This is a genomic window from Rhizobium sp. SG570 (assembly GCF_012275345.1).
GTDB lineage: Bacteria > Pseudomonadota > Alphaproteobacteria > Rhizobiales > Rhizobiaceae > Rhizobium > Rhizobium lusitanum.
In genome coordinates, this window is sequence record NZ_JAAZQI010000008.1 from 1 (window position 1) to 25433 (window position 25433).

The window sequence follows — 25433 nt, forward strand, 5'->3', positions numbered from 1 at the left end:
CATCAAGCCAGAATTCTCCTGCCATGAGCCAATCTCCTTCAAATATCCAGATTGAATCATACAGTTCAAGCAAAATCAAATGCATGATTGGGTTTCGAACCTATGCCGCGCACTTCGCGCAGTGACCGCGGATTTCGATGGTCGACTTCTCGGCTTTGAATTTCTGCGACTTCAGCCAATCCATCAGCCGGTGATCGACCTCATGATCGTGGAATTCGATCACCTGGCCGCAGCTTTCGCAAATGGCGAAGGCAACGAGCCCGTGACTGTGGCAATTTTCATCCGGATGGGCGCAGGCGACGAAGGAGTTTATGCTTTCGAGCCGGTGCACGACGCCATATTCCAGCAGCTTATCCAGCGCGCGGTAGACCTGCAGCGGCGCGCGAAATCCCTGATCGCGCAGCTTGTCGAGAATGGTGTAGGCGCTGAGCGGCGATTCCGCCTTGGTCAGGACATCGAAAACCAGGGTCTGGTTCTTGGTGAGCATCGGAGTGGTCATGATGACTGTCCTCTCTGTTCCGCCGCCGGCGCGGCGCCCCTGCGAACGAGGGGCAGCAGACTGATGATAAACAGAATGAGCGCCGCGACCACGATGGACGGGCCGGAAGGCGTGTCATAGCGTAGCGATCCGAACAGCCCGCCGACGACGGCGACGGCACCGAGGAGCGAGGCAAAAATCGCCATCGTCTCCGGCGTCGAAGCGAAGCGGCGCGCTGTGGCCGCTGGAATGATCAGAAGTGCGGTAATCAGCAGGATGCCGACAATCTTCATGGCAATCGCGATCACCACGGCCATCAGCAGCATGAAGAACAACTTCGCACGCTCCGGCCGCAACCCTTCGGCCTCGGCCAGCTCGGGATTGACGGTGGATGCCAGCAACGGCCGCCACAGCCAGACAATAGCCGCCAGCACAAGGATGCCGCCGCCCCAGATCACCAGGATGTCGGACTGGCTGACGGCAAGGATATCGCCGAAAAGGAAGGCGATGAGATCGATCCTGACCCAGCTCATGAAGGCGACGATGACCAGGCCGATCGCCAGGGTCGCATGCGAGAGAATGCCGAGCAGCGCATCCGCCGACAGCGCCTGCCGCCGCTGCAGGAAGAGCAGCAGGATCGAGACGAGTGCCGCGACCGCGAAGACGGAAAGCGTCAGATTGAGCTGGAAGAGCAGCGACAATGCCACGCCGAGCAGCGCCGAATGCGAGATCGTATCGCCGAAATAGGCCATGCGCCGCCAGATGATGAAGCAGCCGAGCGGCCCCGTGGTCAGCGCCAGCCCGACGCCGGCGAAAATGGCGCGCAGGAAGAAATCGTCAAACATGGCGCTCTCCCTCGGCATGATCATGGTCATGATGGTGCTGATGATCGCCGTGATCGTGGTCATGATCGCCGTGGTCATCAGGGTGATGGCCGTCGCCGGCGTGGCAATGATCGGTGATCGAGCCATCGGCATGCTGCACGCGACCGTCGGGCAGATGCGTGTGGTCGTGATGGTGGCTGTAGATTGCCAGAGATTGCGCCGCGCGCGTGCCGAAGAGTTTCACATATTCGGGGCTCTGGCTGACCGTCTGCGGCGTACCCCGGCAGCAGACATGGCCGTTCAGGCAGACGACGGTATCTGTCGCGGCCATGACGACATGCAGATCGTGCGAAATCAGCAGGATGCCGCAGCCTTCGGAATTGCGGATCGACTTGATGAGGTCGTAAAGCGCGATCTCGCCGTTGAAATCAACCCCCTGCACCGGCTCGTCGAGCACCAGAAGATCGGGCTTGCGGGCGATGGCACGCGCGAGCAGCGCCCGCTGGAATTCACCGCCGGACAAATGCTGCACCTCGGCCTTGGCAAGATGCGCTATGCCGACCGCCTCCAGCGCCGCGCGCAGCTCGCTCTCCGGCAAAGGCCCCGTCAAGGTCATCAGTCGCTGCACGCTGAGCGGCAGGGTCCAGTCGATCGCAAGCTTTTGCGGAACATAGCCGACCTTCAGGCCGGCGATGCGATCGACACGCCCCTCGTCCGGCTTCAGCACGCCGATCGCCACCTTGGCGCTGGTGGATTTGCCGGAACCATTCGGGCCGATGAGGGTGACGATCTCACCTCGGCTCACGGAAAAATCGACGCCGCGCACCAGCCAGCGACCGTCGCGGCGGACGCCGACATCATGGAGCGACACCAGGGGCCGGCTCTTGCTGTCGATGGAAGAGAGCATGAAATTTCCAATTGCGCTATTGCGCCATGCTATCGCACACGTTATAGCATAACGCAATTGATGTAATAACATAACAGACCCATTCAAGGGCACTTATCGCATGAACGTCGCAAAAGCTTTCTTTCCCCTCGCCGCCTCTCTCCTGCTTTCAGGCCTGCTTGTCGGCACCACCGCAACTGCAGCCGATGCCCCAAAGGTCGTCGTCTCCATCAAGCCGGTTCATTCGCTTGTCGCTGCCGTCATGCAAGGGGTCGGCACGCCGGATCTCATCGTCGATGGTGCTGCCTCACCACATACCTATGCGCTCAAGCCCTCGAATGCCCGCAGCCTCCAGCAGGCGCAGGTGGTTTTCTGGGTCGGTCCGGGCATGGAAGCCTTCTTGCAGAAGCCGCTCGCCTCTCTCGGCTCCAATGCCACCGTCGTCGAGCTCGATCAGGCGCCAGGCATCACCAAGCTCAAGTTCCGCGAGGGCGGCGCCTTCGAGCCGCATGACGACGGCGACGAGCCGGCCGCCGGCGAAGACCACGCACACGATCACGAAGAATTCGACACACATCTCTGGCTCGATCCGCACAATGCCAAGGCGATGGTGGCCGAGATCACCACGTCGCTGGTCGCCGCCGACCCCACCAATGCGCTGATCTATGAAGCAAATCAGAAGGCATTGAACGACAAGCTCGATGCCCTCGACACCGAAATTGCCTCGACACTCGCGCCGGTGAAAAACAAGCCCTTCATCGTCTTCCACGATGCCTATCAGTACTTCGAGCATCGCTACGGCGTGCGCGTTTCCGGCTCCATCACGGTAAGCCCGGAAACCATTCCCGGCGCGCAGCGCGTATCGGAAATTCACAGCAAGGTCGCCGATCTCGGCGCGACCTGCGTTTTCGCCGAACCGCAATTCGAACCGAAACTGGTCAATGTGGTGCTGGAAGGCACGGCGGCGAAATCTGGTGTCCTGGACCCGGAAGCCGCAACGCTGCCGCAGGGGCCGGATCTCTACTTTACTCTGATGCGCGGCATCGCAAACTCCCTAAAAGCCTGCCTCTCCTGAGCCAGGCTGAATATCGCCGAAGGAAGCGAGCCCATTGCTCGCTTTTTTCACGCCAACAAATGTTATGATATTACATTACAAAGAGATTGTCATGAACAAGAAGCTCCCGGTTACCGTCCTCTCCGGTTTCCTCGGCACCGGCAAGACGACGCTGCTCAATCATATTCTCAACAACCGCCAGGGCCTGCGCGTCGCCGTGATCGTCAACGACATGAGCGAGGTGAATATCGATGCCGCGCTGGTGCGTGACGGCGGCGCCAATCTCTCACGTACCGAGGAACAACTCGTCGAGATGACCAACGGCTGCATCTGCTGCACGCTGCGCGACGATCTCCTGAAGGAGGTGCGTCAGCTCGCCGAGCAGGACCGTTTCGACTATCTGCTGATCGAATCGACTGGCATAGCCGAGCCCCTGCCCGTTGCGACAACCTTCGAGTTTCGCGACGAGGATGGCAGCAGCCTCGCAGACGTCGCCCGGCTCGACACCATGGTCACGGTCGTCGACGCAGCCAATCTTCTGGCGGACTACGGCTCGACGGATTTCCTTGCCGATCGCGGCGAAACAGCGGGTGACGGCGACAACAGGACCATCGTCGATCTCCTGGTCGAGCAGATCGAATTTGCCGATGTCGTCATCCTCAACAAGATCGGTTCAGCCACTGCCGAGCAACGCGACGCCGCACGCAAGATCATTGTCGGCCTCAATCCCGATGCACGTCTGATCGAAACGGATTTCGGCGCGGTCGAACCGACCGAAGTTCTCGGTACCGGCCGCTTCGACATCGATCGCGCCGAAACGCATCCGTTATGGTATAAGGAGTTGCACGGCTTCAAGGACCATGTTCCCGAAACGGAAGAATATGGCATACGCTCCTTCGTCTATCGCGCGAAGAAACCGTTCGACCCCACGAGATTCCAAGCCTTTCTCAATCGTTCCTGGCCGGGTGTCGTTCGCGCCAAGGGCTTTTTCTGGCTCGCGACCCGGCCTTACCATGTCGGCGAAATGAGCCAGGCCGGCGCGCTGGTCCGCACGAGCAAAATGGGCCTGTGGTGGGCCGCCGTGCCACAGGAGCAATGGCCCCGCGATCCGTCTTTCAAGCAGGCTCTGGCTCCCTATCTCGATCCGGTCTGGGGCGACCGCCGTCAGGAATTGGTCTTCATCGGCGCCGATCCCATGGACCGGCAGAAGATCACCGCGGAGCTGGATGCGTGCCTGGTCAAGGCGGAGCGATTTACGCCGGAGCGCTGGCGAGACCTGCCGGACCCTTTCGCCAGTTGGAACGGGCCAGCAGCATGAAGAAGCCGAACGTGATCAAGTTCCGCTGCCACTGCATGGAATGCAGCAACGAGGACAAGCCCGAGGCCGGCGCTCCGAAGCCAATCGAACAGCGCCGGATCAAGAATATAATAGGGAAAACGGGTCAGATCTCCGCCTCGCGGCGGACTCGATCGAAAGATTGCTGACCGGGGCCTGAACGCGGGTTCAGGCTACCATCATGTGGGCGGGGACCGCGCTCACTTCATGCATGACCAGCAATGCGCCGATCACCTCGCCCTTGGTGCGAAGCGGTGTCATGCTGCAGTGAAGGACCTTGCCGGGCTCTACGGTATGATAGCCCGGATAGAGGCACTCGACCGCCTCGCCTGCGAAGCAGGAATCCAGCTTCGTCCTGACGCTGCTTTCGAAATATTCGGAACCGATGAATTCGGACATATGCCGTCCGACCAGTTCGATCGGCTTCGATTTCAGAAACTCCGAATTGGCAGCGTTGCTGTAGAGATAGCGATAATCCCGCGTAATGACGGCAACGCGATCCGGCAGACTGTTGAGAATGACATCGTTCAAGACGCTGCCTTCGTCATAGCCAAACAGATCGTCGCGTTCCTTTTTCTTGGACGAAAATGCTATCAAGACCTCGGCCGCAGCATCGCTCGCGCCGCCGAAATAGCGATCGATCAGCACGGACAGCGACGCTGAATTGCGTACAACCCGCGACCGATCGTCCGATTCTTCCCGGATGAGATTGTTCATGAACTGGAGCTGCATGTACATTTCAAGCAGGCTTGTGGCCCTAGAGGCCAAAATAGCCGCTATAAGCGGCTCCAATTCGCGATCAAGTGACGCTACAAGCTCATCGTCGCCAAGTTTTATCGCACGCTGAATCTGGTTACATTTCGTGGAGAAGGCATGAAAGAGTGCCAGCAAAATTGCCCTCCTGTCCCTGACCATAGTCAAACACCGAGGCCTCGTTTCCCGACGCTGACATGCCCAAGGATAATCAGTCTGGTGTCCGCATTCTCACCAGACTTTCTATCATGTGAATTAACATGACTTACCCTCACTTTCAATCCAGATGAGTGGAAGTTCTCGGAAAAGGCGAACTTTCTGAAATGAAAGGCTTACTGGGCCGAATGACTGTATGAAGACTGGACCTGGAGAAACATAAGACCTGCTCTGGCACGAGCTTGGCAGAAGTCTAGAAGACAGTTTTCTTGATGTTCCAGCGATCATGATACCAGAGCCATTGCTCGGGATTCTCCCTCACCCAGCCCTCGACTTTGTCGTTCAACATCTGCGCCGTCGCCGGCAAATCGAGATTGCCCAACTCGTTGCGCGGCATCTCCAGCTTCGGCTCGATTTCCAACCTATAGCGGTTGCCTGGCAGGCGGATGCAACGAGCCGGATAGACCTCGCAGTTGAACTGGCGCACGAGCTTCGGCAGAAGCGGATTGGTTTTCACCTCCCGGCCGAAGAACAAGGTCTTCAAACCCTTGCGAAATTTCTGATCGACCAGCACGCCGACGCCACCGCCCGCTTCCAGTTCCCTGGCAAGGGCGAATGATGACCCCGCATGCGATGGTACGAGATTCCCCATGCGTTTCGCGCGAAAGTCAAAAACCTTCTTGGCGACATAGGGATTGTTCGGCGGGCGAAACAGCACCGTCACCTTGAGGCCGAAGGCAGCACCGGCGACGGGCAGCAACTCGAAATTGCCGGTATGGCCGGTAAAGACGATGAATGGCCGCGGGTTATCCCTGAGATCGAGAAAGATCGGAATACCCGAAACCTCGACGCGGCCCGGCTTGTCGCTATGGGGATCGAAATCGAAAAGCCGGTCGAGAAAGACATATTCCGCCGCCAGCCGCCCCATATTGCCCCAGCTCGCGAGCGCGATCTTCTCGATCTCCGCCTCGCTCTTTTCCGGAAAGGCGTTACGCAGGTTGGTCAGCATCAACGTGTGCCGGCGCATGCGCGGACCGATCTTGCGGGTCAACCAATCGGCAAACCTGATGCCGCCATCCGCCGGAAACAGCTTCAGAAAATTGAGGAAACCGAAGATGACCTGCGCCACCAGCCATTGCCGGAAATTTCTGAGCGAGAGGACGATCCGGGTGATGACGAGCTTCACGCGGCTCAATCCATCTTCAAGATGATCTTGCCGAAGATCTGGCGCGATTCCATCCGTTCCAGCGCCCGGTCGATATCGCTGAAGCTTACCTCGGTGTCGATCACCGGATGCACCAGGCCCCGCGCCATCTTCTGCATGGCGTTCGCCATGTTCTCCATGCGGCAGCCGAAGGAACCGAAGAGCTTCAGCTGCTGCTGGAACAGCATCATCAGGTTCATTTCGGTCGACACACCCGAGGTCGAACCGCAGGTCACGAGGCGACCGCCACGCTTCATGCAGAGCATGGAGCCGGCCCAGGTATCCTTGCCGACATGTTCGAAAACGACGTCGACACCCTTTTTCTTCGTCAGCTTGCGCACCACACCCTCGAAGCGGTCGGTGCGGTAATTGATGACATGATCGGCACCCAGCGCCTTGGCCTTCTCGATCTTGTCGTCGGAGCCGACTGTCGTGATGACAGTGCAGCCGATCTTCTTGGCAAGCTGGATAGCCGCGGTGCCGATGCCCGAGCCGCCGGCGTGGACGAGGATCGTCTCGCCCGGCTCCAGCTTGGCATTGTCGAACAGCATATGCTCCACGGTACCGAAGGTGACGGGGGCGAGTGCCGCGCCGATCGCATCGACGCCGGGAGGCGCCGGAACCAGCAGGCGCGCCGGAAGATTGACCTTCTCCTGTGCGAAGCCGTCGAGATGGAAGCCATGCACACCGCTGACATTCTCACAGAGATTGTCGCGGCCTTCGCGGCAATGACGGCAAAGGCCGCAGGTGCGCGCACCATAAATCGAGACGAGCTGCCCCGGCAGCACGTTGGCCACGCCCGGCCCGATCGCCTCGACCACGCCGGCGGCTTCCGCACCGATGACAAGCGGCATCTTGCGCTTGGCAAAGGCCATGCCCCGCCAGCCCCAGACGTCGATGTGATTGAGGGCAACGGCCTTGACGCGCAGCGTCACCTCGCCCGCGCCGGGAGCGTCTGGCTCTGGCAGATCGGTGATCTCAAGTTTGCGGTCGTCAACCAGTTGCAAAGCACGCATGACAAAATCCCTCGCCTTTTAGGCGTCCTAAGGCACGATCCCGAAAAGTGCGAAGCGGTTTTCGGACAAGATCATGCCACATCCAATAGTCCTGGAGCGAGGCGACGATTTCAAGATACGTCGTCTCGCTCCAGTGTCTTGTTCTTCAAAGGTCCGATTAAGCCGGTTCAAGCGCCATGACAAGGCTGGCATTCTGGCCGCCGAACCCGAAGGAGTTCGAAAGGATCGCCTTTACCTGTTTTTCACGCTTCTTGTTCGGCACGACGTCGAGAACGATCGACGGATCCGGATTGTTGTAGTTGATGGTCGGCGGTAGCGTGCCGGTCAGCATGGTCTGCAGCGAGAACACCGCCTCGACTGCGCCCGCCGCCGTCAGCGTATGGCCAATCATCGACTTGTTCGACGAAACGGGAATGGCCGAGAGCCGCTCGCCGAAGACAGCGGACATGGCGCCATATTCCATCTTGTCGTTTTCCGGCGTCGATGTGCCGTGGGCGTTGATATAGCCGATATCACTCTCATCCATGCCGGCATCGGCCAGCGCCGCGCGAATCGTCGCGATCGCCGGGCCGCCGTCGGGCGAGGAACGCGTGCGATGGAAGGAGTCCGCCTTGTCGCCCGCACCCTTCATGATGCCGAGGATCTTGGCGCCGCGCGCAATCGCCGCCTCCAGCGATTCCAGCACCAGCGTCGCAGCACCTTCCGCTATGACGAAGCCGTCACGGTCCTTGCTGAACGGCTTGGATGCCTTGGTCGGCGGATCGTTCTGGGTCGAAAGTGCCGACAGCAGCGAGAAGCGGATCAGCGCCTCGGCGCTGAGCGACCCGTCGGTCGCAACCGTCAGAGCCCGCGTCGTCCGGCCCTGGCGGATCGCCTCGATGCCGAGCTGGATGGCGGTCACGCCGGACGCACAGGCCGTCGATAGCGTTATCGGCAGGCCGCGCGTACCGAAACGGTCGGCAAGGCGCTCGGAAATGGCCCCGAAGAGCGCCGCTTCGTGGAAGACAGCATCCGGGCGCTGGCGCATGGCGGCCAGGAAACGCTCATAGGCGTCGCCCTGATGATCCGCCGGCGGCGAACGATCGGCAAGCTCGAAGCGGGCGCTCCATTCCGGCTCGATCGGCGGCGCGGCAAGGAACAGCGGCGCATCGAAATCACCGGAAATGCCGGCCTGGGCCAAAGCCTCAATGGTTGTTTCGCGTGCAAAGGCATAGGATCGCTCAACGGCATTCGGCGCCGGAATATCGATGAAATCCACCGTGCCGGCGATACGCGTCGAAAGCCCGTCCGTCGGGAAGCGCGTGATATTATGGATGCCGGAGGTGCCCGACGAAAGCGCGTTCCAATTGTCCTGCAGGCCCTGACCGAGCGAAGTGATGATTCCCATGCCGGTGACGGCAACGATGGGACGCCCCAGATGATCCTTGTAAGCGGATGCGGTCATGATCTTGTTCCTCACGCTTCGGCGGAAAGTACGGCGATGCCTTCGCCGCGCGCATGGCCGACAGTCGTTACCACAGCCTTGCGCGCACCGGCCGTCATCGGCTTTTCATTTGTGGCATCAAACGGCGGCACCTTGGCCTGATTGGCGAGGGCGAGCGCCGCGAAAGCAATCCCGAGCGGAAACTGGCTTTCAAGCCCATGGCCGGAAACTCCGCCGTAGCCGCGAATGGCCGAGGCGGGAAGCTGTGCCTCGAGAACGGCTTTCTCGCGCTGGGCAAGATCGGTAATTGCCGTCGTCCCGGAGAAGATGACGGTCGTATCGCCCTTGCCCTCTTTGGCTGATGTGAGCATACGCTCCAATCGTGCCTCGAACCTACCTCCGTCACGGCTGCCGCGATCCCCCTCGATCGAATCGATGCTCGCATAAATATGCGCGCCGCGGCCTTCGGCATGGGCGCGGGATTCGAGCACGAGAAACGCGCCGAGCGACCCCATGATCATGCCGCCGCCATTGTCCGGCGTGCGCGACCACAGCGGATGCCATTCGCCGATGGCATGTGCATTGATGGATTCGATCAACAGGATCATGTCGAGCCGCTCGGCCGAAAAGGCGCCGCCGACCAGGGCATGGCTCGATTCACCCGACTTGATGCGATGGAAGGCGGTCTCGACGGCGGAGATGCCGGCGGCTTCCTCGCCCATGAAGGTGCGTGACGAGCCGGTGACCTTGTGGACGATCGAGATATTGCCGGCGAGCAGATTGGAAAGCTGTGCAAGGAACAGGGTCGGCCGCAGTTCGGTCGTCAGCTTCTCGTTCAAGAGCACTTCGCGATCGTTACGGTTCAAGGCCTCGTTGACGATCAGCGTATCGACATTGAGGTCGCGCTCGCCGCCGCCGGCCGCGACGATCATGTCCATGCTGCCGCAGGCTTCCAGATCTTCCTTGAAGCCTGCATCGTCCAAAGCCAGTCCGGCAGTGAAGACGCCGATACGCTGCCAGTTTTCCATCTGCCGCTGATCGCCGCGCTTCGGGATCTGCTGCGACCAGTCGATCTCAGGCAGCGGATGCACCGGATAGGGCTTGAATTTCTCGGTTTCCACGATGGTCGGGGGCGTCTTGTCCGATGTCAGCAGGGCGACATGCGCATCCTTGCCGACACCCTGACAGGTGACGATGCCGATACCCGTGATCACCACATCATTCTGAGCCTTGCTCATTCATCAATCCTCTTAGAATGCGGCGCAATGCGAGCCGGCAGCATCAACCGTTGGCCGCGATGGCGTCGAGGAGACCGACCTCGCCTGCCCGCCTACGCACGATGTCGGCAAGCGGCACCTCATTAAACGGCACGGTGCGCAGCTTCAACTGCGCATCGCAGATCTTCTTCCCCGCAATGGTGATGCGCGCCTTGGTCACGGCGAAGCCGGAACCATCGTGCTCCAGCTCGGCCTCGATATCGAGCTCGGCTTCCGGCTCGACAAAGGTGCGCATCTTGGCGCCATCGACCGACATCAGAAACGGCATATAGGCGAACTTGGTTACCGCCAGCACCAGCATGCCCGAAGCCTGCGCCATGGTTTCGATCAGCAGAACGCCCGGAACAAGCGGCATGCCGGGGAAATGGCCTTCGAAAACTGGGCTTTTCGCCGGAACCACAGAATGAGCCTTCAACTGGCCCTTGGACAGATCGACGGACACGACCCTGTCGATCATCTGGAAATATTCCAGCAGCATCAACGCCTCCGCTCCAACCCGACAGCGCACGATGCTACGGGCGGGATACGCTATTTAAGAATGAAACCGCCCGGCCGCCATATTCAGGGGCGGCTGGGCGTCAAAAAATGCAAGAATGTTGCTCAGCCCTTGGCGGCGCGCAATTCATCGATCTTGGCACAAAGGTTCTTCAGCACGAAGTACTCTTCGGTCGAAACCTTGCCTTCATTGACTTCCTGCGTCCACTGCTCGAGCGGGATCTTGATGCCGAATTCCTTGTCGATGGCGAACACGATGTCCAGGAAGTCGAGGCTGTCGATGCCGAGGTCGTCGATCGTGTGGCTTTCCGGAGTGATCGTCTCACGGTCGATTTCGCTGGTCTCAGCGATGATGTCGGCAACTTTGTCAAATGTAGCAGTCACTGCCCATACCTCTTGAAATAATAATTCAATCCCCCTCATAGGGAAATCCAGTCCAAAAGCCAATGCTTTCCAATAGAAACCCCGGCAATTTGGCGGATGACTGTTGCGCAAACAGCAAAGGCAGTCCTCACGCCACCATCGGCCGGATCGCGGCCGACATGCGTGCAAGATGCGGCAGCATTACGGCTATACCAGCCTTGCGAACAAATTCGCACGGTGTGAGACGCTCACTCGCTGATGACAATCCGCGTGTTGCTGAGGCCTACATCCGCAGTCATGGAAAAGAAGGTTGCGGCATTACGGGTCTCCAGCCGCACGCAGCCGTGCGAAGCGGGCTGGCCGAGATGCCTCACCTCATAGGTGCCGTGGACAGCATAACCGCCATTGAAAAACACAGCATAGGGCATCGGCGCGTCGTCGTATTTCTTTGAGCGATGATCTTTCGAAAGCCATTTCGCCGTATAGGAGCCTGTCGGCGTAACATAACCCCTACGCGCCGTCGAAACTTTCCACCGATACTTGAAAACACCATCTTCCGAAACGGTCATTGTTTGCGACCGAAGATCCACCTTCGCGAGAACAGTTCCCGCCTGCACTGATCCAGCATGCAATTCCATACATAGACATACGGCTGCAGCCACAACGCTATATTTCATCTTATCCCCTCCGACCGTTTGCTTCATTCCGAAGCAATTCAGACGATGGGAAAGCCTAACAGGCCGTCAATTATACCATATTAATACATATAGTGAGCAATTCATTAATATAGATAGTCGCTCACAGCAGCAGCAGGAAGCCCAAAAAGGCTAAAAGCGTCAGCATTGAGCATGCCGAATAGAAGATCGAGATTCCTGCTTCGATGTCGCTGACGGTGGCCGTGTCACGGCCCGCGCCATTGATCATCGGCTCACGCACGACCTCACCACCGTAGATCCGCGGCCCCGCAAGCTGAATGTCCAGGGCGCCGGCCATCGCCGCTTCCGGCCTGCCGGAATTCGGCGACCGATGCAGCCCGCCGTCCCGGACCGCGACTCGGATCGCATTTCCGAGCGCCGAGATCCCGCGCTTGACGAGGGCGCCGACGGCGATCAGCAGGATCGACAATCGTGCGGCCGGCCAGTTGGCGATATCGTCCAAACGTGCAGCCGCCCGTCCAAAGTCGACATAGGTCTCCGATTTATGGCCAATCATCGAATCAGCTGTGTTGAGCATCTTGTAGAAAAACAGGCCCGGCAGGCCGAAAATGCCGTACCAGAGCGCCGGCGCCACGACGCCATCCGAGAAATTCTCGGCAAGGCTTTCGATCGCCGCCCGGCAGATGCCAGGCTCGTCCAAGGTCTCGGGGTCGCGGCCGACGATGCGCGACACCGCAAGACGGCCGCCCTCCAGGCCGTTGCTCCGCAACGCCCGCGAGACCTCACCGACATGATCGGCCAGGCTCTTCTGCGCCAGGAACACCGCGACCAGCGCCGCTTCGACCAATATGCCGAGCCAGCCGAAGAAGGCGAGCAAGCCGTGGATCGCCCAGCCGACGATAACGGCTCCCATGAGCAAGGCGATGATCGACATCATACCGTTGCGGCGACGAAGCACGCCGGGCAGATGTTTTGCATTGAACCGGCTGTCGAAGGACGAAATCGCCTTGCCGAACAGCACGACGGGATGCGGCACACGCTGCCAAAGCCAATCGGGATCGCCGACGATGCGATCCAGCAGCAATGCAAGCACGAGAATGAGCAAATGTTCGTCGGCGGTCATGTCGAATAATCCTCTAGTGCCCCGGCGAGTCTGTGATCTGCCTCCTCATCCGGAGCGAGACCGAAGCGCAGCCAATTGCGCGCATAATCGAACTTGCGGACCAGAATATGGTGGCGGCAGAGATGCTTATATATGCCTTCTGCGCGGTCGTCCGCAACCAGCGCGAACAAGGCCGTGCCTCCGGCAACATGCAGATGGAACCTATGGAGAGCCGTCTCCAGCGCAAGGCGCCTTTGTAAAATACGATCGCGCACGGCGCTCGTGTCGCGCTCCATCAACGAGGCAGCGATCGACAGCGCCGGACCGGACACGGCCCAGGGACCCAGCCAATCCTCGAACTGGGCGGCAATCGACGCTTCGGCGATCACGAAACCGAGCCGCAAACCGGCCAGGCCGAAGAATTTCCCGAATGACCGGAAGATGATGAGGCTGGGCATGGAGGCGGCATATGGCGCAAGGGTCGCCTCAGGTTCGATATCGCCAAAGGCCTCGTCGACCAGCAGGATACCATCCTGCCGGCGTTGTCTGTCGTGCAAATCGCGCAGCTGATCGACTGACAGCCTCCGCCCATCCGGATTGTTGGGATTGACGACGACGACGAGCCTGTCTTCAGCAGTAAGATCAGCTATCCCCGAAACCTGGCGTACAGGAAGGCCTGCGAGCGTGAACGCCCGGACATATTCGCCATAGGTCGGCGACAGGATCGCAACGCTGCCGTTGGGCACGAGCCTGGGAAGCAGCTGAATGACCGATTGCGTACCGGGAACGGGCAAGGGCAGGATATCGCCGCTGCGGTAATAGCCCCTCGCCGCCTCCCGCGCACGCTCCTGCAAATGCTGGTCCGGCAGCCGGTGCCAGGCCGAAACGGGCACCTCCGGCAGGGCGACCGGGTTGGGGTTGATGCCGGTCGAGAGGTCAAGCCAGTCTTCCGGGCGTCCGCCATACTGGCGAGCCGCCGCGGTGATGCCGCCGCCGTGGACGATCCTGCTTGTCATGCCGCGTCCCCGGCAAGATCGATCAGGTGCATGTAGGAACCCGCGACATTGGCGCGCTGAAGACCGGCCGCGCCTAGATCGGCGCCAAGCGCATCCCTGACCGCAAACAATCGATCCGCCTCGCCTTCCGAAACGATGGTCGAATAGTGAAACTCATGCGCCGTCATCGGCTTTTCGAAGAAGGAGCCGGCAAGCGGCGTTACGCGCCGGTAGCCCAGATGGCGCTGTCGCTTTTCGTAGCTGGTCACCACGGGCAGGAGACCGAGCATCTCGTGGCGAGCCCCGGCCGCATCCACCAATCCGTCGCCAAGCACCATGTAGCCGCCGCACTCGCCGTAGATTCGCGCCCCGCGCGCCGCTGCATCCCTCACGCCGGACTGGAAATGATAGGAGTTCGCAAGCTTTTCCGCATGCAGTTCGGGATAGCCGCCGGGAAGATAGACGGCGTCAGCGTCCGCCGCCGGCCCCTCGTCCGCCAAGGGAGAGAAGAAGGAGATCTCCGCGCCGCGCCGCCGCCAACCGAGCAGCATATGCTCGTAGCAGAAGGCGAATGCGATATCGCGTGCCACCGCGATGCGCTGCCCGAACGGCATCAGTCGCGCGATGTTGGCTGTCGATGGACGCACGACATTCTGTTGCGCGGCGCGCAGCAACAGCTCGAAATCGCATGCCTTGGACACGATGCCCGCCGCAGCCTCGATAAAATGCTCCAATGCGGCATGCTCCCCGGCCTGCACCAGCCCGAGATGCCTTTCCGGCAGAGCGAGGCTCGCCTCGTTGCCGATGACGGCGAGAACCGGCATCCGCACCGCGTCCAGCGCCCGGCGCAGCATCGACTCATGCCTTTCGCTGGCAACACGATTGAGCACGACGCCGGCGATGCGGATATCGGCACGGAAATTGGCAAAGCCGCTGACAAGAGCCGCAACCGATTGCGACATGCGCGAGGCATCGACAACAAGCACGACGGAAAGACCGAGGAAGGCCGCAAGATCGGCTGGCGTGCCGGAGCCGTCAGCGGCACCATCGAACAGACCCATCATGCCTTCGATCACGAGCATCCGCGCACCGGCCCTGTGAAGTGCCGAATTGGCGGATATGAGTTCGGCGCGCATGGCCCAGGGGTCAAAATTGAGACAAGGCGAACCCGCTGCCGCAGCATGAAAGGCAGGATCGATGTAGTCGGGGCCGGCCTTGCCCGATGCGACTGCGATACCCCTCTGCCGCAACGCTCTCAATAGGCCAAGGGTGAATGTGGTCTTGCCGGAGCCGGATGCCGGTGCGGCAATCAGGAGGCCGCTCATGCCGACACCTTATGTCCGTTTCCAGCCCGCACCTCCGCGACAGGCACAAGCTTGCGTCCTGAGAGAGCGCCGAGCCAATCGAGCGAGGGCCGCAATCTCACCACGTCGCCGACGACGACGATCGCAGGAGGTTCCAGACCGGAGGCTTCGATATCGGCAGGCGCGCGTCCGAGCGTCGTTTCCAACACCTGCTGGGAGGAGGTGGCGGCATTGCAGACGAAAGCAACCGGCTCATCCACCGAACGGCCGGCCGCGATGAGATTGGCGCTGATCTGGGCAATATGTTTCATCGCCATATACATGACGATAACAGGCGATCCCTTGCCGATCGCCTCCCAGTTGATGGCGTCAGGCACGACGCCGGAAGAATCATGGCCGGTCAGGAAGGTAACGGCGTGGTTGATGTCGCGATGGGTGACGGGAATTCCCGCATAGGCAAGCCCGCCGATGCCGGCCGTGATGCCGGGCACGATACGGAAGGGAATACCATGTTCCACAAGCATCAGCGCTTCCTCGCCGCCACGCCCGAAAACGAATGGATCGCCGCCCTTCAGGCGCAAAACGCGCTTGCCCGCGCGCGCCAGCTCCACGAGACGCAGCGAAATGTCCCGCTGCTTGGCCGACGGTTTGCCGCCGCGCTTGCCTGCATATTCCAGCACCGCCCCCGGGCGGGCGAGCTTCAGGCAGTCTTCATTCACGAGCGCGTCATGCACGATGATATCCGCCTCGGCCAGCCCCTTGGCCGCCAGCAGGGTCAACAGCCCTGCATCTCCTGGCCCAGCGCCGACAAGCCAGACGGAGCCCGGCTCAAGCGCCGGCAGATTCGAAAATGCGGTATCGTTCATCCCATTTGTCCTATGCCCGGATCGCCGAAATTGCAATGTTGAGAACGGGATAAGACGGCGACCGCCGACGTCGTTTCCATCGCTAATACTAGGGGACCGAAACCCTCCGCAGAGGTGACGGCGCGCTATCGGCTTTTCTAGCGGCGACAGGAAACGGAAAAAACACCTCGATCGAAGGCATGGTTTCCGGACTCAATCTGTCCGGAAACTCAAATAACCATATGATAAGCTGATGGAACGGCTGTTCCACGGAAAGAGGGATAGCGAAGGCGGCACGCGATCGCCCCTTCGCGTAAGGCTCAGTGTTTCCCCTCGTCCAGGATCACGTCACGGATCAGATCGACAACCTGCTGCGACCGAATGCCCGTGCAGACGATCTGACTCGGCAGACTGTCCCAATCGCCCGGCGGGAAGTGACGGCCGTTCGGCTTGATAATCGTTTGGCCATCGGCAATGCCGCCGCAGACGACGCGCACCGACCCCTCGATCGTGTCGAACAATTCGGGAGCCACGACATAGACGCAGGCGCAGCTGTCGTGGACCATCATGCCGTCTTCGACCAAATGGCTGTAGAAATCGATATAGGATTGCGACAGGTCGGAGAGCAGCTGCACGGACGGCCCGCCCGCCTTTGCCATGTCGGCCAGATAGCTGCGGCCCATCGTCGTCGCACCAGTCACATCGAGACCTACAACGACTACTTTCCAGGATGCCGTCATGATCAGATCGGCAGCTTCCGGATCGCCATGGATATTGGCCTCAGCCACGGGTGACACATTGCCCGGCACATAGAAATTGCCGCCCATGATCACGACGCCCTTTACGAGCGAGGCGATTTCCGGATCGTGTTTCAGGGCCAAAGCAAGATTGGTCATGCGGCCTACAGCAACCAACGTCACCTCGCCCGGATTGGCGCGAACGGTATCGATGATGAACTGATAAGCCGGCCGCGGATCGGTCGGCAGATCGATGGTCTCAGGTACGGCGATATTACCGAGACCATTGTGGCCATGAACGATGGTCGGCCACGGCCGCTCCTGCCGCGAGGGATCGAAGGTGATGCTGGCGCCGCGGGCGACCGGGCATGGAATATTCCACTCGCGCTTGAGGAACAGCGCGTTGCGGGTCGTCGTATCAACCGAGGCGTTGCCGAAGACCGTCGTGACGCCGAGAAGGTCGATACCCGGGTGACGGTGCAGGAAGAGAAGCGCCATGGCGTCGTCGACGCCCGGATCCGTATCGTATATGACCTTATGCATGAGTTTTCCTTGATAACATACTGATGAAACTTGATCTTTAAGCAATACCGCTACATCCGAGATCATGCTTGAGTTACCGGCATACACGAGAACCGAAGTGGGTGAAATACGGCCACGATATCGCACATACCGTTTGCACGCTGTGAGCAGCGGCTAGCCTTCAGCCGATCCTAGCGATCGCAGCCGTGGCAAACGCTGACTTGATCTTGGGAAGCACGAGCTCGGCATCGGCGCCGGCAGCCGCCAACGCCGCCGCCTCGGCAACGCCATGACAACCGACATGAGCAAAAACCAGCTCGGACGGGTTCTTCAGGCGGGGCGTCTCCCGCTCCAGCGCGGCCACATTGAAAAAACGCACCGGCAGACGAAAATGCGTGGCGACCTCGAGGATGGCAGGCTCATCGATGCGCGTATCGATCGAGACGACCGCCAGCAACTGCTCGCTTCCGATTCCAACCTCGTGCAAGGCTCGTTCAGCAAGCATGCGCACGTCATTCCAGTCCGTGCCGCGCTCGCAGCCCAGACCAAGAACATAGCGGCGGGGGCAGCCGGCATATGTCGTCATACTCAATCCTCCAGCGGCTGCAATCGACATCACACATCTACCCACCCGTCCCCGACCCGTCAATTTCACCTGGTGTGTCTCGCAGGCAATTGCCTTGGCGCGACCGGAGTGCAAGAAGGCGCCTTGATTTCATGCCCTAGAGTCCCTGCCTTGCAAGACATGACATTTCAACTGCTGCTCCTGCTCTTTGCCGCCGCCTTCTTCGCCGGTTTCGTCGATTCCATCGCCGGCGGCGGTGGGCTGGTCACCGTGCCCGCCATGTTGCTGGCCGGCATTCCACCGCTGCAGACGCTCGGCACCAACAAGGTGCAGTCGATCTGCGGCGCGGCCTCGGCGACCATCGCCTATGCCCGGCAGGGACATGTGCAGCTTCGCGAACAGCTGTCGATGGCGCTGATGGCCGTGATCGGCGGCATGCTCGGCGCGATGCTGGCGACCATCATGCCAAGCGACGTGCTGCGCATCACCCTGCCCTTCCTTTTGATCGCCATCGCACTTTACTTCGCCGTCAAGCCCAACCTCGGCGATGTCGAGAAGCATCGCCGCATGAGCGCGAGGCTATTCGGCGTAACCCTCGTGCCGCTGATCGGCTTCTATGACGGCGCATTCGGGCCCGGCACCGGTTCATTCCTGATGCTGGCCTTCGTGACCCTCGCGGGTTTTGGCCTGCTGAAGGCAACGGCGCATACGAAGCTGCTCAATTTCGGCTCGAATCTCGGCAGCATGATCGTCTTCATCTTTTCCGGCGTCATTCTGTGGAAGGTGGGCCTCATCATGGGGCTTGGCCAATTCCTCGGCGCGCAAGCGGGTTCGCGGCTGGCCATGCGCATCGGCGCCAGGCTGATCAAGCCATTGCTCGTCGTCGTCTGCATCGCCTTCGCGGTCAAGCTTCTTGCAGACCCGACCCATCCCGTGCGGATCTGGCTCGGGCTGTAACAATCGGCATCTTTGATTACCTCCGACGTAATTGATAGTGGTTTGGAGCTCGCCCATGATCGCCCTGCCTGAACGGTTCAGGCGATCCAAAGGAGTTGACCGATGACCGATGCAACCGCCATTGCCGAACGTTATATTGCCATCTGGAATGAGACGGATTCCGAACGCCGGCGTGCCCTTATCGCCGAAGCATGGACCGAAAGCTGCAGCTATATCGATCCACTGATGCGCGCCGGCGATCGCGAGCAGATCCACGCGCTGGTCACGGCAGCGCACGAGCGCTTCCCGGGCTTCCGCTTCACATTGATCACGGACGGCGACCGCCATGGTGACAATCTCCGCTTCTCCTGGGGCTTCGGCCCGGCTGACGCCGAGCCGCTGATCAAGGGCACGGATTTCGCCATTCTCGAGGGCGACCGCCTGAAGTCCGTTCACGGCTTCATCGATCAGCTGCCGGTGGCCGCATGATGACGACGGCCCGCTCTCTCGGCGACCATCTGCGCGAATGGCGGCAACGCCGCCGTTTGAGCCAGCTGGAATTCGCCCTCGAAGCCGACATCTCACAACGACATCTCAGCTTCATCGAGAGCGGGCGCTCGCTTCCCAGCCGCGAGATGCTGATGCATCTCGCCGAACGGCTCGGCGTGCCGCTGCGCGAACGCAATCCGATGCTTCTGGCGGCAGGATTTGCGCCCGTGTTTCCCGAGCGCAAGCTGGACGACCCCGCACTTGCACCGGCATGGCGCGCGATCGATATGCTATTGAAAGGCCACGAGCCCTTTCCGGCGCTGGCGATCGACCGTCACTGGACGCTGGTCGCCGCCAACGCCGCAGTCGCGCCGCTTCTTGCCGGCATCGCCGATATCTCGCTCGCCAATCCACCTGTCAATGTGCTGAGGCTCAGCCTGCATCCAGATGGACTGGCGCCCCGGATCGTCAATCTGCCCGAATGGCGCAACCATCTGTTGGAGCGCTTGCGCCAACAGACCACCGCGACAGGCGATCCTGTGCTCATAAAATTGCTGCAGGAGCTTTCCGCCTATCCCGCGCCGCCGGCACAGAAATCTGGCCCCTCCGACCGAGATTTTGCAGGCATCGCGGTGCCGCTTGAGCTTCTCACCGAAGCGGGCCGCCTCTCCTTCATCTCGACAACGACTATCTTCGGAACGCCAGTCGACGTGACTCTATCGGAGCTGGCAATCGAATCTTTCTTCCCCGCGGACCCTGAGACCGCCGAATTGCTGAAGACGATGATCCCCAGCAGCTAGCAGCGGCCTCGCCGCCGGTCAGAATTCGACGCCCGGCTGTCCCTTGATGCCGGAGCGGAACGGATGCTTGATCAGCTCCATCTCTGTGACGAGATCGGCGATCTCGATCAGCTCTTCCTTGGCATTGCGGCCCGTCAGGACCACATGCGTCATGTAGGGCTTTTCGGCCTTCAGGAATTCCAGCACTTCGTTGATATCGAGATAGTCATAGCGCAGCGCGATATTGATCTCGTCCAGCAACACCATCGAGTTACGCTCGTCGCGGATCAGATCCTTGGCCTTTTCCCAGGCCACTCGCGCCGCCGCCACGTCGCGGGCGCGATCCTGCGTCTCCCAAGTGAAGCCTTCGCCCATGGTATGAAACTGGCAGACATCGGAAAAATGCTTTTCGATCAGATCGCGCTCGCCGGTCCACATCGCGCCCTTGATGAACTGAACGACGGCGCAGGGCTTTCCGTGCGCGATATGGCGGAAGATCATGCCGAAAGCGGCTGACGATTTTCCCTTGCCCTTGCCGGTATGGACGATGATCAAGCCCTTCTCGTCCGTCTTGGTCGCCATGATCTTGTCGCGCGCCGCCTTCTTCTTGGCCATCTTGTCGGCGTGGCGAGCATCGTCGTTCTTCGGTGCGTCGGGGGCCGTTTCGGCCAATTCGTCGCTCATGGCATTCTCCCTGATATGATCGATTTCTGTGCCAGCGGCCCGCCTCGCCAGAGGTAGAGCGCCACCAGCGGCAGGCTTTCGGTTCGCATGGCATGGCGGATATTCGAGGGGTGGTGGATGACCTCGCCCGACCAGCGCGGCAGGAAAGACTGCGCATCCTTGCTCCACAGCGAGCCGTCTGTCAGCGGGATATAGATTTCCTCGGCCTTATGATGATGATCGGGGTAATGCACCCGAGGCCCGAGCAGCAGGAAGCCGCCGGCCATGTCGTCGCTTGCGAAATGACCGCGCGTGCCGAAGAGTTCGACCCAGCCATATCTCTGGAGGAAATCCGCCCCGAAATCGGTGATGCTGTAGGTCTGAGCCCAATGCAGCATACCGGCGGCGTTGAGAAGACTGTCAAACAAGGCCGCCTCCGCTTCACCGCCCGGCCTGCGCAGCCCGCGAAGATAGGCAACCACAGGCAGATCGCGCGGCGCAAGCGACCGCTCTTTCATCGACCACTGGAAACCCTCGATGAAATGCCTCAGCATCGGATCGCTACGCGACAAGAGATAGTCGCGGAAGGCCGCCAGAAGGTCCTCGACCGCACTCACGCCGCAGCCTCCTTGCCCGGTTTCAGGCTTTCCAGATCGAAGCGCGCCGAATTGCTCCTCGGCGTCCAAAGATTGCGGTCGATCGCCTCCAGCAGGCGTTCCTTCAACTCGCGCAGTGCCGCCGGGTTCTTCTCCGCCATGAAATCGCGCACGCGCTGATCGACGACGAAGGCCTGGTGGACCGCCTCGAAATGATGGTTGCGGACGGCTCCGGTCGTTGCCGCAAACGCGAAGAGATAATCGACGGTCGCGGCGATCTCGAAGGCGCCCTTGTAGCCATGGCGCATGACGCCATCGATCCATTTCGGATTGACGACACGCCCGCGCACCACCCGGCCGATCTCCTCTTCCAGCGAACGGATGATCGGCTTTTCCGGCCGCGAATGGTCGTTATGATAGATCGACGGACGAGTACCGGCCAACTGTTCGGCGGCGGCGGCCATGCCGCCCTCGAATTGATAGTAGTCGTCGCTGTCGAGCAGGTCGTGCTCGCGGTTGTCCTGGTTCTGCACGACCGCCTGGATCGAGCGCAATCGTTCCTCGAACACCCCCCGCTCAGCCCGTCCTTCCTCGCCGGCGCCATAGGCATAGCTACCCCAGACGAGATAGGCTTCGGCCAGGTCCGCACGTCGCTCCCAGCCCTTCTCGTCGATGAGCGCCTGCAGGCCAGCACCGTAAGCGCCGGGTTTCGAACCGAAGATGCGGTAGCCGGCGCGGCGGCTGGCCGAGGCTGTGTCCAGGCCGGCCGCTTCGAGCCGCGCGATCTCGCCCCGCATGCGCGCTGCGATCGGATTATCCGTCGCATCCTCATCGAGCGCCCCGACAGCCCGGATCGCCTTGTCGAACAAAGCGATCTGCTCGGGAAAGGCATCGCGGAAAAAGCCGGAGATGCGAAGGGTGACGTCGACACGCGGCCGGCGGAGCATTGCAGGCGGGATGATCTCGTAGCCGGTAACCCGCCGCGAAGTCATATCCCAGACCGGCTTGACGCCGATCAGCGCCAACGCCTGCGCGATATCGTCGCCGCCCGTGCGCATGTTCGATGTGCCCCAGGCGGTGAGGCCGAAAGAAACGGGCCATTCGCCATGGTCCTGAACATAGCGGCGGATCAAGAGTTCGGCGGATTTCTTGCCAAGTTCATAGGCGGCCGGCGTCGGCACCGCGCGACTATCGATCGAATAGAAATTCCGCCCGGTCGGCAACACATCCGGCCTGCCGCGCGTCGGTGCGCCTGAGGGGCCGGGTGGAACGAAACGCCCGTCGAGACCCTTCATCAAGGCAGCGATCTCCGCATCGCCGCAGGCAAGGATCGATGGCTTAAGCCGGGTTTCGATTTCAGCGAGAACGACGCTTGTGTGGGGCCAACTCTCGGGACATGCAATCTCGCCAGCAACGAATTTCGCTGCCAGAAGTTCGATGCGCTCGACTGTATCACCTTGAGTGCGCCAAGGAGCGTCGGAAATGTCGGCAAGAATATTGGGACGCTTGCCAGTCCATTCCGCCGCCATATCGCAATCCAACGGATCGAATGGCTTTTGCGGCGAGATACCCCCCCTATCCGCAAATTCCACTCCCTCCAACGCGTCTAGCGCAATCGCCCGCTGCAGGCTCTGATCACCGCCCTTACCCAAACCTCTGGGAACCCGCGCCAGTGCCACAGTCAAATCCGTCAGCAGCCGTCCAGACGGCGAAACGCCGAAAATATGCAAACCATCACGGATCTGCATTTCCTTGAGGTCGCAGAGATAGGCGTCGAGCTTGCGCAACGCCTCATCCTCGCCCTCACCCTTGGCGATGCCGGCGTCCTGATCGAGACCGATATCGGCGACAAGATCGAGAATCTGCTTGCGCAGCAGACGGACACGACGCGGGTCGCCGCCCGATGCCTCGTAATATTCATCGACAAGCGCTTCCAGATCCTTCAACGGACCGTAGCTCTCGGCGCGCGTCAGCGGCGGCGTCAGGTGGTCGATGATCACAGCGCTGGTGCGGCGCTTGGCCTGCGTGCCCTCGCCGGGATCGTTGACGATGAACGGATAGAGGTTGGGCGTAGGCCCGAGGATCGCCTCAGGATAGCAGTTTTCCGACAATGCCAGCGTCTTACCCGGCAGCCATTCGAGATTGCCATGCTTGCCCATGTGGATGACGGCATGCGCATCGAAGGATCGGCGCAGAAAGGCATGGAAGGCGAGATAGCCGTGCGGCGGAACGAGATCGGGAGAATGATAGCTCTCCTTCGGATCGATATTGTAGCCACGCGCCGGCTGGATGCCGACAAGCACATTACCAAAATGGGTGAACGGCAGGGCAAAGGCGCCCTCGCGCGCATAAGGGTCCGTCTCCGGATCACCCCAGCGCGTCGTGATCTCATCCTGAATCCGTTCAGGAAGAGACGAGAAGAAATCCCTGTATTCGCTAAAGGAAAGCCTCTCGCGAACCAGCCTGCCATCATGGCCGGAATTTGTGGGACCATCCGCCAAGTGTCGCATCAGCGCGTCGCCATCGGCTGGCACCCCAGCGACAGGATAGCCTGCCGCCTGCATCGCTCTCAAAACCTCGATCGTACCGGCGGGGGTGTCCAATCCGACGCCATTGCCCAGACGGCCATCCCGGTTCGGGTAATTCGCCATGACGAGCGCAACGCGACGATCCCGCGGCTGCGCGTTGCGCAATCGCGCCCAGTTCGCGGCCAGCCGTGCCGTGTAGCGCATGCGATCATCAAGCGGTTCGCTGACAACGATATTGGCCTCGACCCGCTCGTCGTAACGCGCCGCCGCCTTGAATGACACGGCGCGGGCAAGCACACGCCCGTCGACTTCCGGCAGCGCGACATTCATGCCGAGATCGCGCGCCGAAAGCCCCTGCGACGATGCCTCCCAGGCTTCCTTGGACGAAGCCGAAAGGATTGCCTGCAGGACGATCGCCTCGCCTGTTTCGAGAACCGTCGGTTGACGGTCTGCGCCCGGCGCGGAAACTGCAAAGCCTGTCGTGTTGACGACGACATCCGGCTTCAGCTCGGCAAAAACGCTCTCCAGAATGCCGACGGATACCGCATCCTTCAAACTATAGGCGAACACCGGCAACGGCCGCATACCCTCTGCGATGAGTGCTTGCATCATGGCTTCGACAGGCCTGGTTTCGCCGCTCTGGACGAGAGCGCGATAGAAGGAGATGGCGACAGTCGGAACTTTGAGGTCCGCCAACTGCTCCGCTCCCTGTAACGCCCCCTCACCCGGCGCTCCTTCGATAAACTCAGGGGCGCCACCCTCTCCCCGCTGGGGCGAGGGTAATACTGCACCCTCGACTTCCGCCTTCTCCCCCCGGGGAGAAAGTGCCCGAAGGGCGGATGAGGGGGTGCTTCCACACGACGTAGAAACACTCCTCCACTCCTCGATCCCAATCGCACCCCTGCCCGGCCACCAGATCCCGGCCTTCATCAAGGGTGCGGCCGGCATCGGCTTTTCCGCCCCTGACAGCATCGCCTCGGCATAGGCGAGAAACGCCCTGGAGTTCGCCTCCCCGCCCTCGATCAAATAGGACCAGAGCGCATTGAGATCATCGAGCGCGACATTGGAAAAGGGCGTCAGCCCTGGATCGGGTTTCGAATCTCCCGGCAGCACGGCGATCGCCGCACCCTGACGCGCAGCACAAGCGTGCAGCGCCTCCAGTGCATAGTGGAAATAGCTCGCACCTCCGAGCGCTCGCACGACGATCAGCTTCGCATGCCGCGCGGTGCGCTCGATATAGGTATCGACCGACATCGGATGCTTGAGGCTCATCAGGCTCGCAAGCCGCAGGGAACAGCTGCCCTCGCCTTGCCCGCGAGCCGCGGCTATCGCCGCAAGCTCGGTATCGGCCGCCGACAGGAAGAGGATATCGCCCGGCGACTGGCCGAGATCGATCGCCTCGTCGCCGTCACTGATCGTTCCCTTCTGGGCTAGGAGGAGATGCATGACTT

At 60.7% G+C, this 25433-nt stretch carries 25 protein-coding genes; 5 read left to right on the forward strand and 20 right to left on the reverse strand.

What is annotated here, in order from left to right; translation table 11 throughout:
- Nucleotides 1-100: 100 nt before the first annotated feature.
- Genes FHT28_RS17060 through FHT28_RS17070 form a run of 3 tightly spaced genes read right to left on the reverse strand, consistent with a single transcriptional unit; the run spans nucleotide 101 to nucleotide 2209 of the window.
- Nucleotides 101-499 carry a Fur family transcriptional regulator gene (locus FHT28_RS17060; protein WP_037202531.1) on the reverse strand — a complete coding sequence of 133 codons (399 nt, stop codon included), beginning with the start codon at nucleotides 497-499 and terminating at the stop codon, nucleotides 101-103.
- Nucleotides 496-1323, reverse strand: a complete 828-nt coding sequence (gene znuB / locus FHT28_RS17065) for a zinc ABC transporter permease subunit ZnuB (RefSeq protein ID WP_168596839.1) — start codon at nucleotides 1321-1323, stop codon at nucleotides 496-498. Before znuB ends, FHT28_RS17060 begins: the two co-directional genes overlap by 4 nt.
- Nucleotides 1316-2209: a metal ABC transporter ATP-binding protein gene (locus tag FHT28_RS17070; RefSeq protein WP_037202533.1), complete on the reverse strand. Its 894-nt coding sequence runs from the start codon at nucleotides 2207-2209 to the stop codon at nucleotides 1316-1318. The genes znuB and FHT28_RS17070 overlap by 8 nt, the downstream gene beginning before the upstream one ends.
- Nucleotides 2210-2309: 100 nt before the next feature.
- Here FHT28_RS17070 and FHT28_RS17075 point away from each other — a divergent pair, with 100 nt between their 5' ends.
- Entirely contained in the window at nucleotides 2310-3263 is a 954-nt protein-coding gene (locus tag FHT28_RS17075) for a zinc ABC transporter substrate-binding protein (protein WP_168596840.1), read from the forward strand.
- Between the two features lie 91 nt (nucleotides 3264-3354).
- Nucleotides 3355-4560, forward strand: coding sequence for a zinc metallochaperone GTPase ZigA (gene zigA / locus FHT28_RS17080; RefSeq protein ID WP_168596841.1), 1206 nt, complete (start codon nucleotides 3355-3357; stop codon nucleotides 4558-4560).
- Between the two features lie 186 nt (nucleotides 4561-4746).
- On the opposite strand, the gene FHT28_RS17085 is transcribed toward zigA, so the two are convergent.
- From FHT28_RS17085 to FHT28_RS17150, 14 genes are all read right to left on the reverse strand, one after another.
- Nucleotides 4747-5469, reverse strand: a complete 723-nt coding sequence (locus tag FHT28_RS17085) for a PAS domain-containing protein (protein ID WP_037202536.1) — start codon at nucleotides 5467-5469, stop codon at nucleotides 4747-4749.
- 271 nt (nucleotides 5470-5740) lie between these two features.
- Entirely contained in the window at nucleotides 5741-6673 is a 933-nt protein-coding gene (locus tag FHT28_RS17090) for a lipid A biosynthesis lauroyl acyltransferase (RefSeq protein ID WP_037202857.1), read from the reverse strand.
- 5 nt (nucleotides 6674-6678) lie between these two features.
- Nucleotides 6679-7707, reverse strand: a complete 1029-nt coding sequence (locus FHT28_RS17095; protein ID WP_037202538.1) for a zinc-binding dehydrogenase — start codon at nucleotides 7705-7707, stop codon at nucleotides 6679-6681.
- A gap of 157 nt (nucleotides 7708-7864) precedes the next feature.
- Nucleotides 7865-9151 (reverse strand): beta-ketoacyl-ACP synthase, encoded by a 1287-nt coding sequence (locus FHT28_RS17100; RefSeq protein ID WP_047556477.1) that lies wholly within the window; start codon nucleotides 9149-9151, stop codon nucleotides 7865-7867.
- An 11-nt stretch (nucleotides 9152-9162) separates the two neighbouring features.
- Nucleotides 9163-10368 (reverse strand): beta-ketoacyl-ACP synthase, encoded by a 1206-nt coding sequence (locus tag FHT28_RS17105; RefSeq protein ID WP_168596842.1) that lies wholly within the window; start codon nucleotides 10366-10368, stop codon nucleotides 9163-9165.
- Nucleotides 10369-10411: 43 nt separating this feature from the next.
- On the reverse strand, nucleotides 10412-10885 hold the full coding sequence (locus FHT28_RS17110) for a 3-hydroxyacyl-ACP dehydratase FabZ family protein (RefSeq protein ID WP_037202542.1): 474 nt from the start codon (nucleotides 10883-10885) through the stop codon (nucleotides 10412-10414).
- Nucleotides 10886-11007: 122 nt separating this feature from the next.
- The gene (locus FHT28_RS17115; protein ID WP_003502893.1) at nucleotides 11008-11286 is read right to left on the reverse strand and encodes an acyl carrier protein; all 279 of its coding nucleotides are present in this window, start codon (nucleotides 11284-11286) and stop codon (nucleotides 11008-11010) included.
- A 227-nt stretch (nucleotides 11287-11513) separates the two neighbouring features.
- Nucleotides 11514-11942, reverse strand: coding sequence for a L,D-transpeptidase (locus FHT28_RS17120; protein ID WP_037202544.1), 429 nt, complete (start codon nucleotides 11940-11942; stop codon nucleotides 11514-11516).
- A 121-nt stretch (nucleotides 11943-12063) separates the two neighbouring features.
- Nucleotides 12064-13044: an adenosylcobinamide-phosphate synthase CbiB gene (cbiB, locus tag FHT28_RS17125; protein ID WP_037202546.1), complete on the reverse strand. Its 981-nt coding sequence runs from the start codon at nucleotides 13042-13044 to the stop codon at nucleotides 12064-12066.
- A complete protein-coding gene (gene cobD, locus FHT28_RS17130; protein ID WP_168596843.1) occupies nucleotides 13041-14039 on the reverse strand; it encodes a threonine-phosphate decarboxylase CobD in 999 nt (332 codons plus the stop codon). The genes cbiB and cobD overlap by 4 nt, the downstream gene beginning before the upstream one ends.
- On the reverse strand, nucleotides 14036-15343 hold the full coding sequence (locus tag FHT28_RS17135) for a cobyrinate a,c-diamide synthase (RefSeq protein ID WP_092573890.1): 1308 nt from the start codon (nucleotides 15341-15343) through the stop codon (nucleotides 14036-14038). The genes cobD and FHT28_RS17135 overlap by 4 nt, the downstream gene beginning before the upstream one ends.
- On the reverse strand, nucleotides 15340-16188 hold the full coding sequence (gene cobA, locus FHT28_RS17140; RefSeq protein ID WP_168596844.1) for a uroporphyrinogen-III C-methyltransferase: 849 nt from the start codon (nucleotides 16186-16188) through the stop codon (nucleotides 15340-15342). The genes FHT28_RS17135 and cobA overlap by 4 nt, the downstream gene beginning before the upstream one ends.
- A gap of 299 nt (nucleotides 16189-16487) precedes the next feature.
- The gene (locus FHT28_RS17145) at nucleotides 16488-17447 is read right to left on the reverse strand and encodes a nucleoside hydrolase (protein WP_047556462.1); all 960 of its coding nucleotides are present in this window, start codon (nucleotides 17445-17447) and stop codon (nucleotides 16488-16490) included.
- Nucleotides 17448-17607: 160 nt separating this feature from the next.
- Nucleotides 17608-18012, reverse strand: coding sequence for a cobalamin biosynthesis protein (locus FHT28_RS17150; protein ID WP_047556760.1), 405 nt, complete (start codon nucleotides 18010-18012; stop codon nucleotides 17608-17610).
- A 159-nt stretch (nucleotides 18013-18171) separates the two neighbouring features.
- On the opposite strand from FHT28_RS17150, the gene FHT28_RS17155 reads away from it, so the two are divergent.
- The 3 genes from FHT28_RS17155 to FHT28_RS17165 all read left to right on the forward strand — a co-directional run bounded on the left by FHT28_RS17155 (nucleotide 18172) and on the right by FHT28_RS17165 (nucleotide 20216).
- Entirely contained in the window at nucleotides 18172-18948 is a 777-nt protein-coding gene (locus FHT28_RS17155; RefSeq protein ID WP_131511992.1) for a TSUP family transporter, read from the forward strand.
- Between the two features lie 102 nt (nucleotides 18949-19050).
- Entirely contained in the window at nucleotides 19051-19416 is a 366-nt protein-coding gene (locus tag FHT28_RS17160; protein WP_092573898.1) for a nuclear transport factor 2 family protein, read from the forward strand.
- Complete coding sequence (locus tag FHT28_RS17165; RefSeq protein ID WP_047556458.1) at nucleotides 19413-20216, forward strand: helix-turn-helix transcriptional regulator; 804 nt, start codon at nucleotides 19413-19415, stop codon at nucleotides 20214-20216. The genes FHT28_RS17160 and FHT28_RS17165 overlap by 4 nt, the downstream gene beginning before the upstream one ends.
- A gap of 18 nt (nucleotides 20217-20234) precedes the next feature.
- On the opposite strand, the gene cobO is transcribed toward FHT28_RS17165, so the two are convergent.
- From cobO to cobN, 3 genes are read right to left on the reverse strand one after another with little or no spacing between them, the layout of a single operon-like run.
- Nucleotides 20235-20879, reverse strand: coding sequence for a cob(I)yrinic acid a,c-diamide adenosyltransferase (gene cobO, locus FHT28_RS17170; RefSeq protein ID WP_047556456.1), 645 nt, complete (start codon nucleotides 20877-20879; stop codon nucleotides 20235-20237).
- Nucleotides 20876-21475 carry a dimethylsulfonioproprionate lyase family protein gene (locus tag FHT28_RS17175; protein WP_168596845.1) on the reverse strand — a complete coding sequence of 200 codons (600 nt, stop codon included), beginning with the start codon at nucleotides 21473-21475 and terminating at the stop codon, nucleotides 20876-20878. Before FHT28_RS17175 ends, cobO begins: the two co-directional genes overlap by 4 nt.
- Entirely contained in the window at nucleotides 21472-25428 is a 3957-nt protein-coding gene (gene cobN / locus FHT28_RS17180; RefSeq protein ID WP_168596846.1) for a cobaltochelatase subunit CobN, read from the reverse strand. The genes FHT28_RS17175 and cobN overlap by 4 nt, the downstream gene beginning before the upstream one ends.
- Nucleotides 25429-25433: the final 5 nt, after the last annotated feature.

What these genes read in the sequence shown, in the direction of transcription:
- FHT28_RS17060 (WP_037202531.1), bottom strand. Translation starts at nt 499, where the DNA reads ATGACCACTCCGATGCTCACCAAGAACCAGACCCTGGTTTTCGATGTC.
- znuB (WP_168596839.1), bottom strand. Translation starts at nt 1,323, where the DNA reads ATGTTTGACGATTTCTTCCTGCGCGCCATTTTCGCCGGCGTCGGGCTG.
- FHT28_RS17070 (WP_037202533.1), bottom strand. Translation starts at nt 2,209, where the DNA reads ATGCTCTCTTCCATCGACAGCAAGAGCCGGCCCCTGGTGTCGCTCCAT.
- FHT28_RS17075 (WP_168596840.1), top strand. Translation starts at nt 2,310, where the DNA reads ATGAACGTCGCAAAAGCTTTCTTTCCCCTCGCCGCCTCTCTCCTGCTT.
- zigA (WP_168596841.1), top strand. Translation starts at nt 3,355, where the DNA reads ATGAACAAGAAGCTCCCGGTTACCGTCCTCTCCGGTTTCCTCGGCACC.
- FHT28_RS17095 (WP_037202538.1), bottom strand. Translation starts at nt 7,707, where the DNA reads ATGCGTGCTTTGCAACTGGTTGACGACCGCAAACTTGAGATCACCGAT.
- FHT28_RS17100 (WP_047556477.1), bottom strand. Translation starts at nt 9,151, where the DNA reads ATGACCGCATCCGCTTACAAGGATCATCTGGGGCGTCCCATCGTTGCC.
- FHT28_RS17105 (WP_168596842.1), bottom strand. Translation starts at nt 10,368, where the DNA reads ATGAGCAAGGCTCAGAATGATGTGGTGATCACGGGTATCGGCATCGTC.
- FHT28_RS17110 (WP_037202542.1), bottom strand. Translation starts at nt 10,885, where the DNA reads ATGCTGCTGGAATATTTCCAGATGATCGACAGGGTCGTGTCCGTCGAT.
- FHT28_RS17120 (WP_037202544.1), bottom strand. Translation starts at nt 11,942, where the DNA reads ATGAAATATAGCGTTGTGGCTGCAGCCGTATGTCTATGTATGGAATTG.
- cbiB (WP_037202546.1), bottom strand. Translation starts at nt 13,044, where the DNA reads ATGACCGCCGACGAACATTTGCTCATTCTCGTGCTTGCATTGCTGCTG.
- cobD (WP_168596843.1), bottom strand. Translation starts at nt 14,039, where the DNA reads ATGACAAGCAGGATCGTCCACGGCGGCGGCATCACCGCGGCGGCTCGC.
- FHT28_RS17135 (WP_092573890.1), bottom strand. Translation starts at nt 15,343, where the DNA reads ATGAGCGGCCTCCTGATTGCCGCACCGGCATCCGGCTCCGGCAAGACC.
- cobA (WP_168596844.1), bottom strand. Translation starts at nt 16,188, where the DNA reads ATGAACGATACCGCATTTTCGAATCTGCCGGCGCTTGAGCCGGGCTCC.
- FHT28_RS17145 (WP_047556462.1), bottom strand. Translation starts at nt 17,447, where the DNA reads ATGCATAAGGTCATATACGATACGGATCCGGGCGTCGACGACGCCATG.
- FHT28_RS17150 (WP_047556760.1), bottom strand. Translation starts at nt 18,012, where the DNA reads ATGACGACATATGCCGGCTGCCCCCGCCGCTATGTTCTTGGTCTGGGC.
- FHT28_RS17155 (WP_131511992.1), top strand. Translation starts at nt 18,172, where the DNA reads ATGACATTTCAACTGCTGCTCCTGCTCTTTGCCGCCGCCTTCTTCGCC.
- FHT28_RS17160 (WP_092573898.1), top strand. Translation starts at nt 19,051, where the DNA reads ATGACCGATGCAACCGCCATTGCCGAACGTTATATTGCCATCTGGAAT.
- FHT28_RS17165 (WP_047556458.1), top strand. Translation starts at nt 19,413, where the DNA reads ATGATGACGACGGCCCGCTCTCTCGGCGACCATCTGCGCGAATGGCGG.
- cobO (WP_047556456.1), bottom strand. Translation starts at nt 20,879, where the DNA reads ATGAGCGACGAATTGGCCGAAACGGCCCCCGACGCACCGAAGAACGAC.
- cobN (WP_168596846.1), bottom strand. Translation starts at nt 25,428, where the DNA reads ATGCATCTCCTCCTAGCCCAGAAGGGAACGATCAGTGACGGCGACGAG.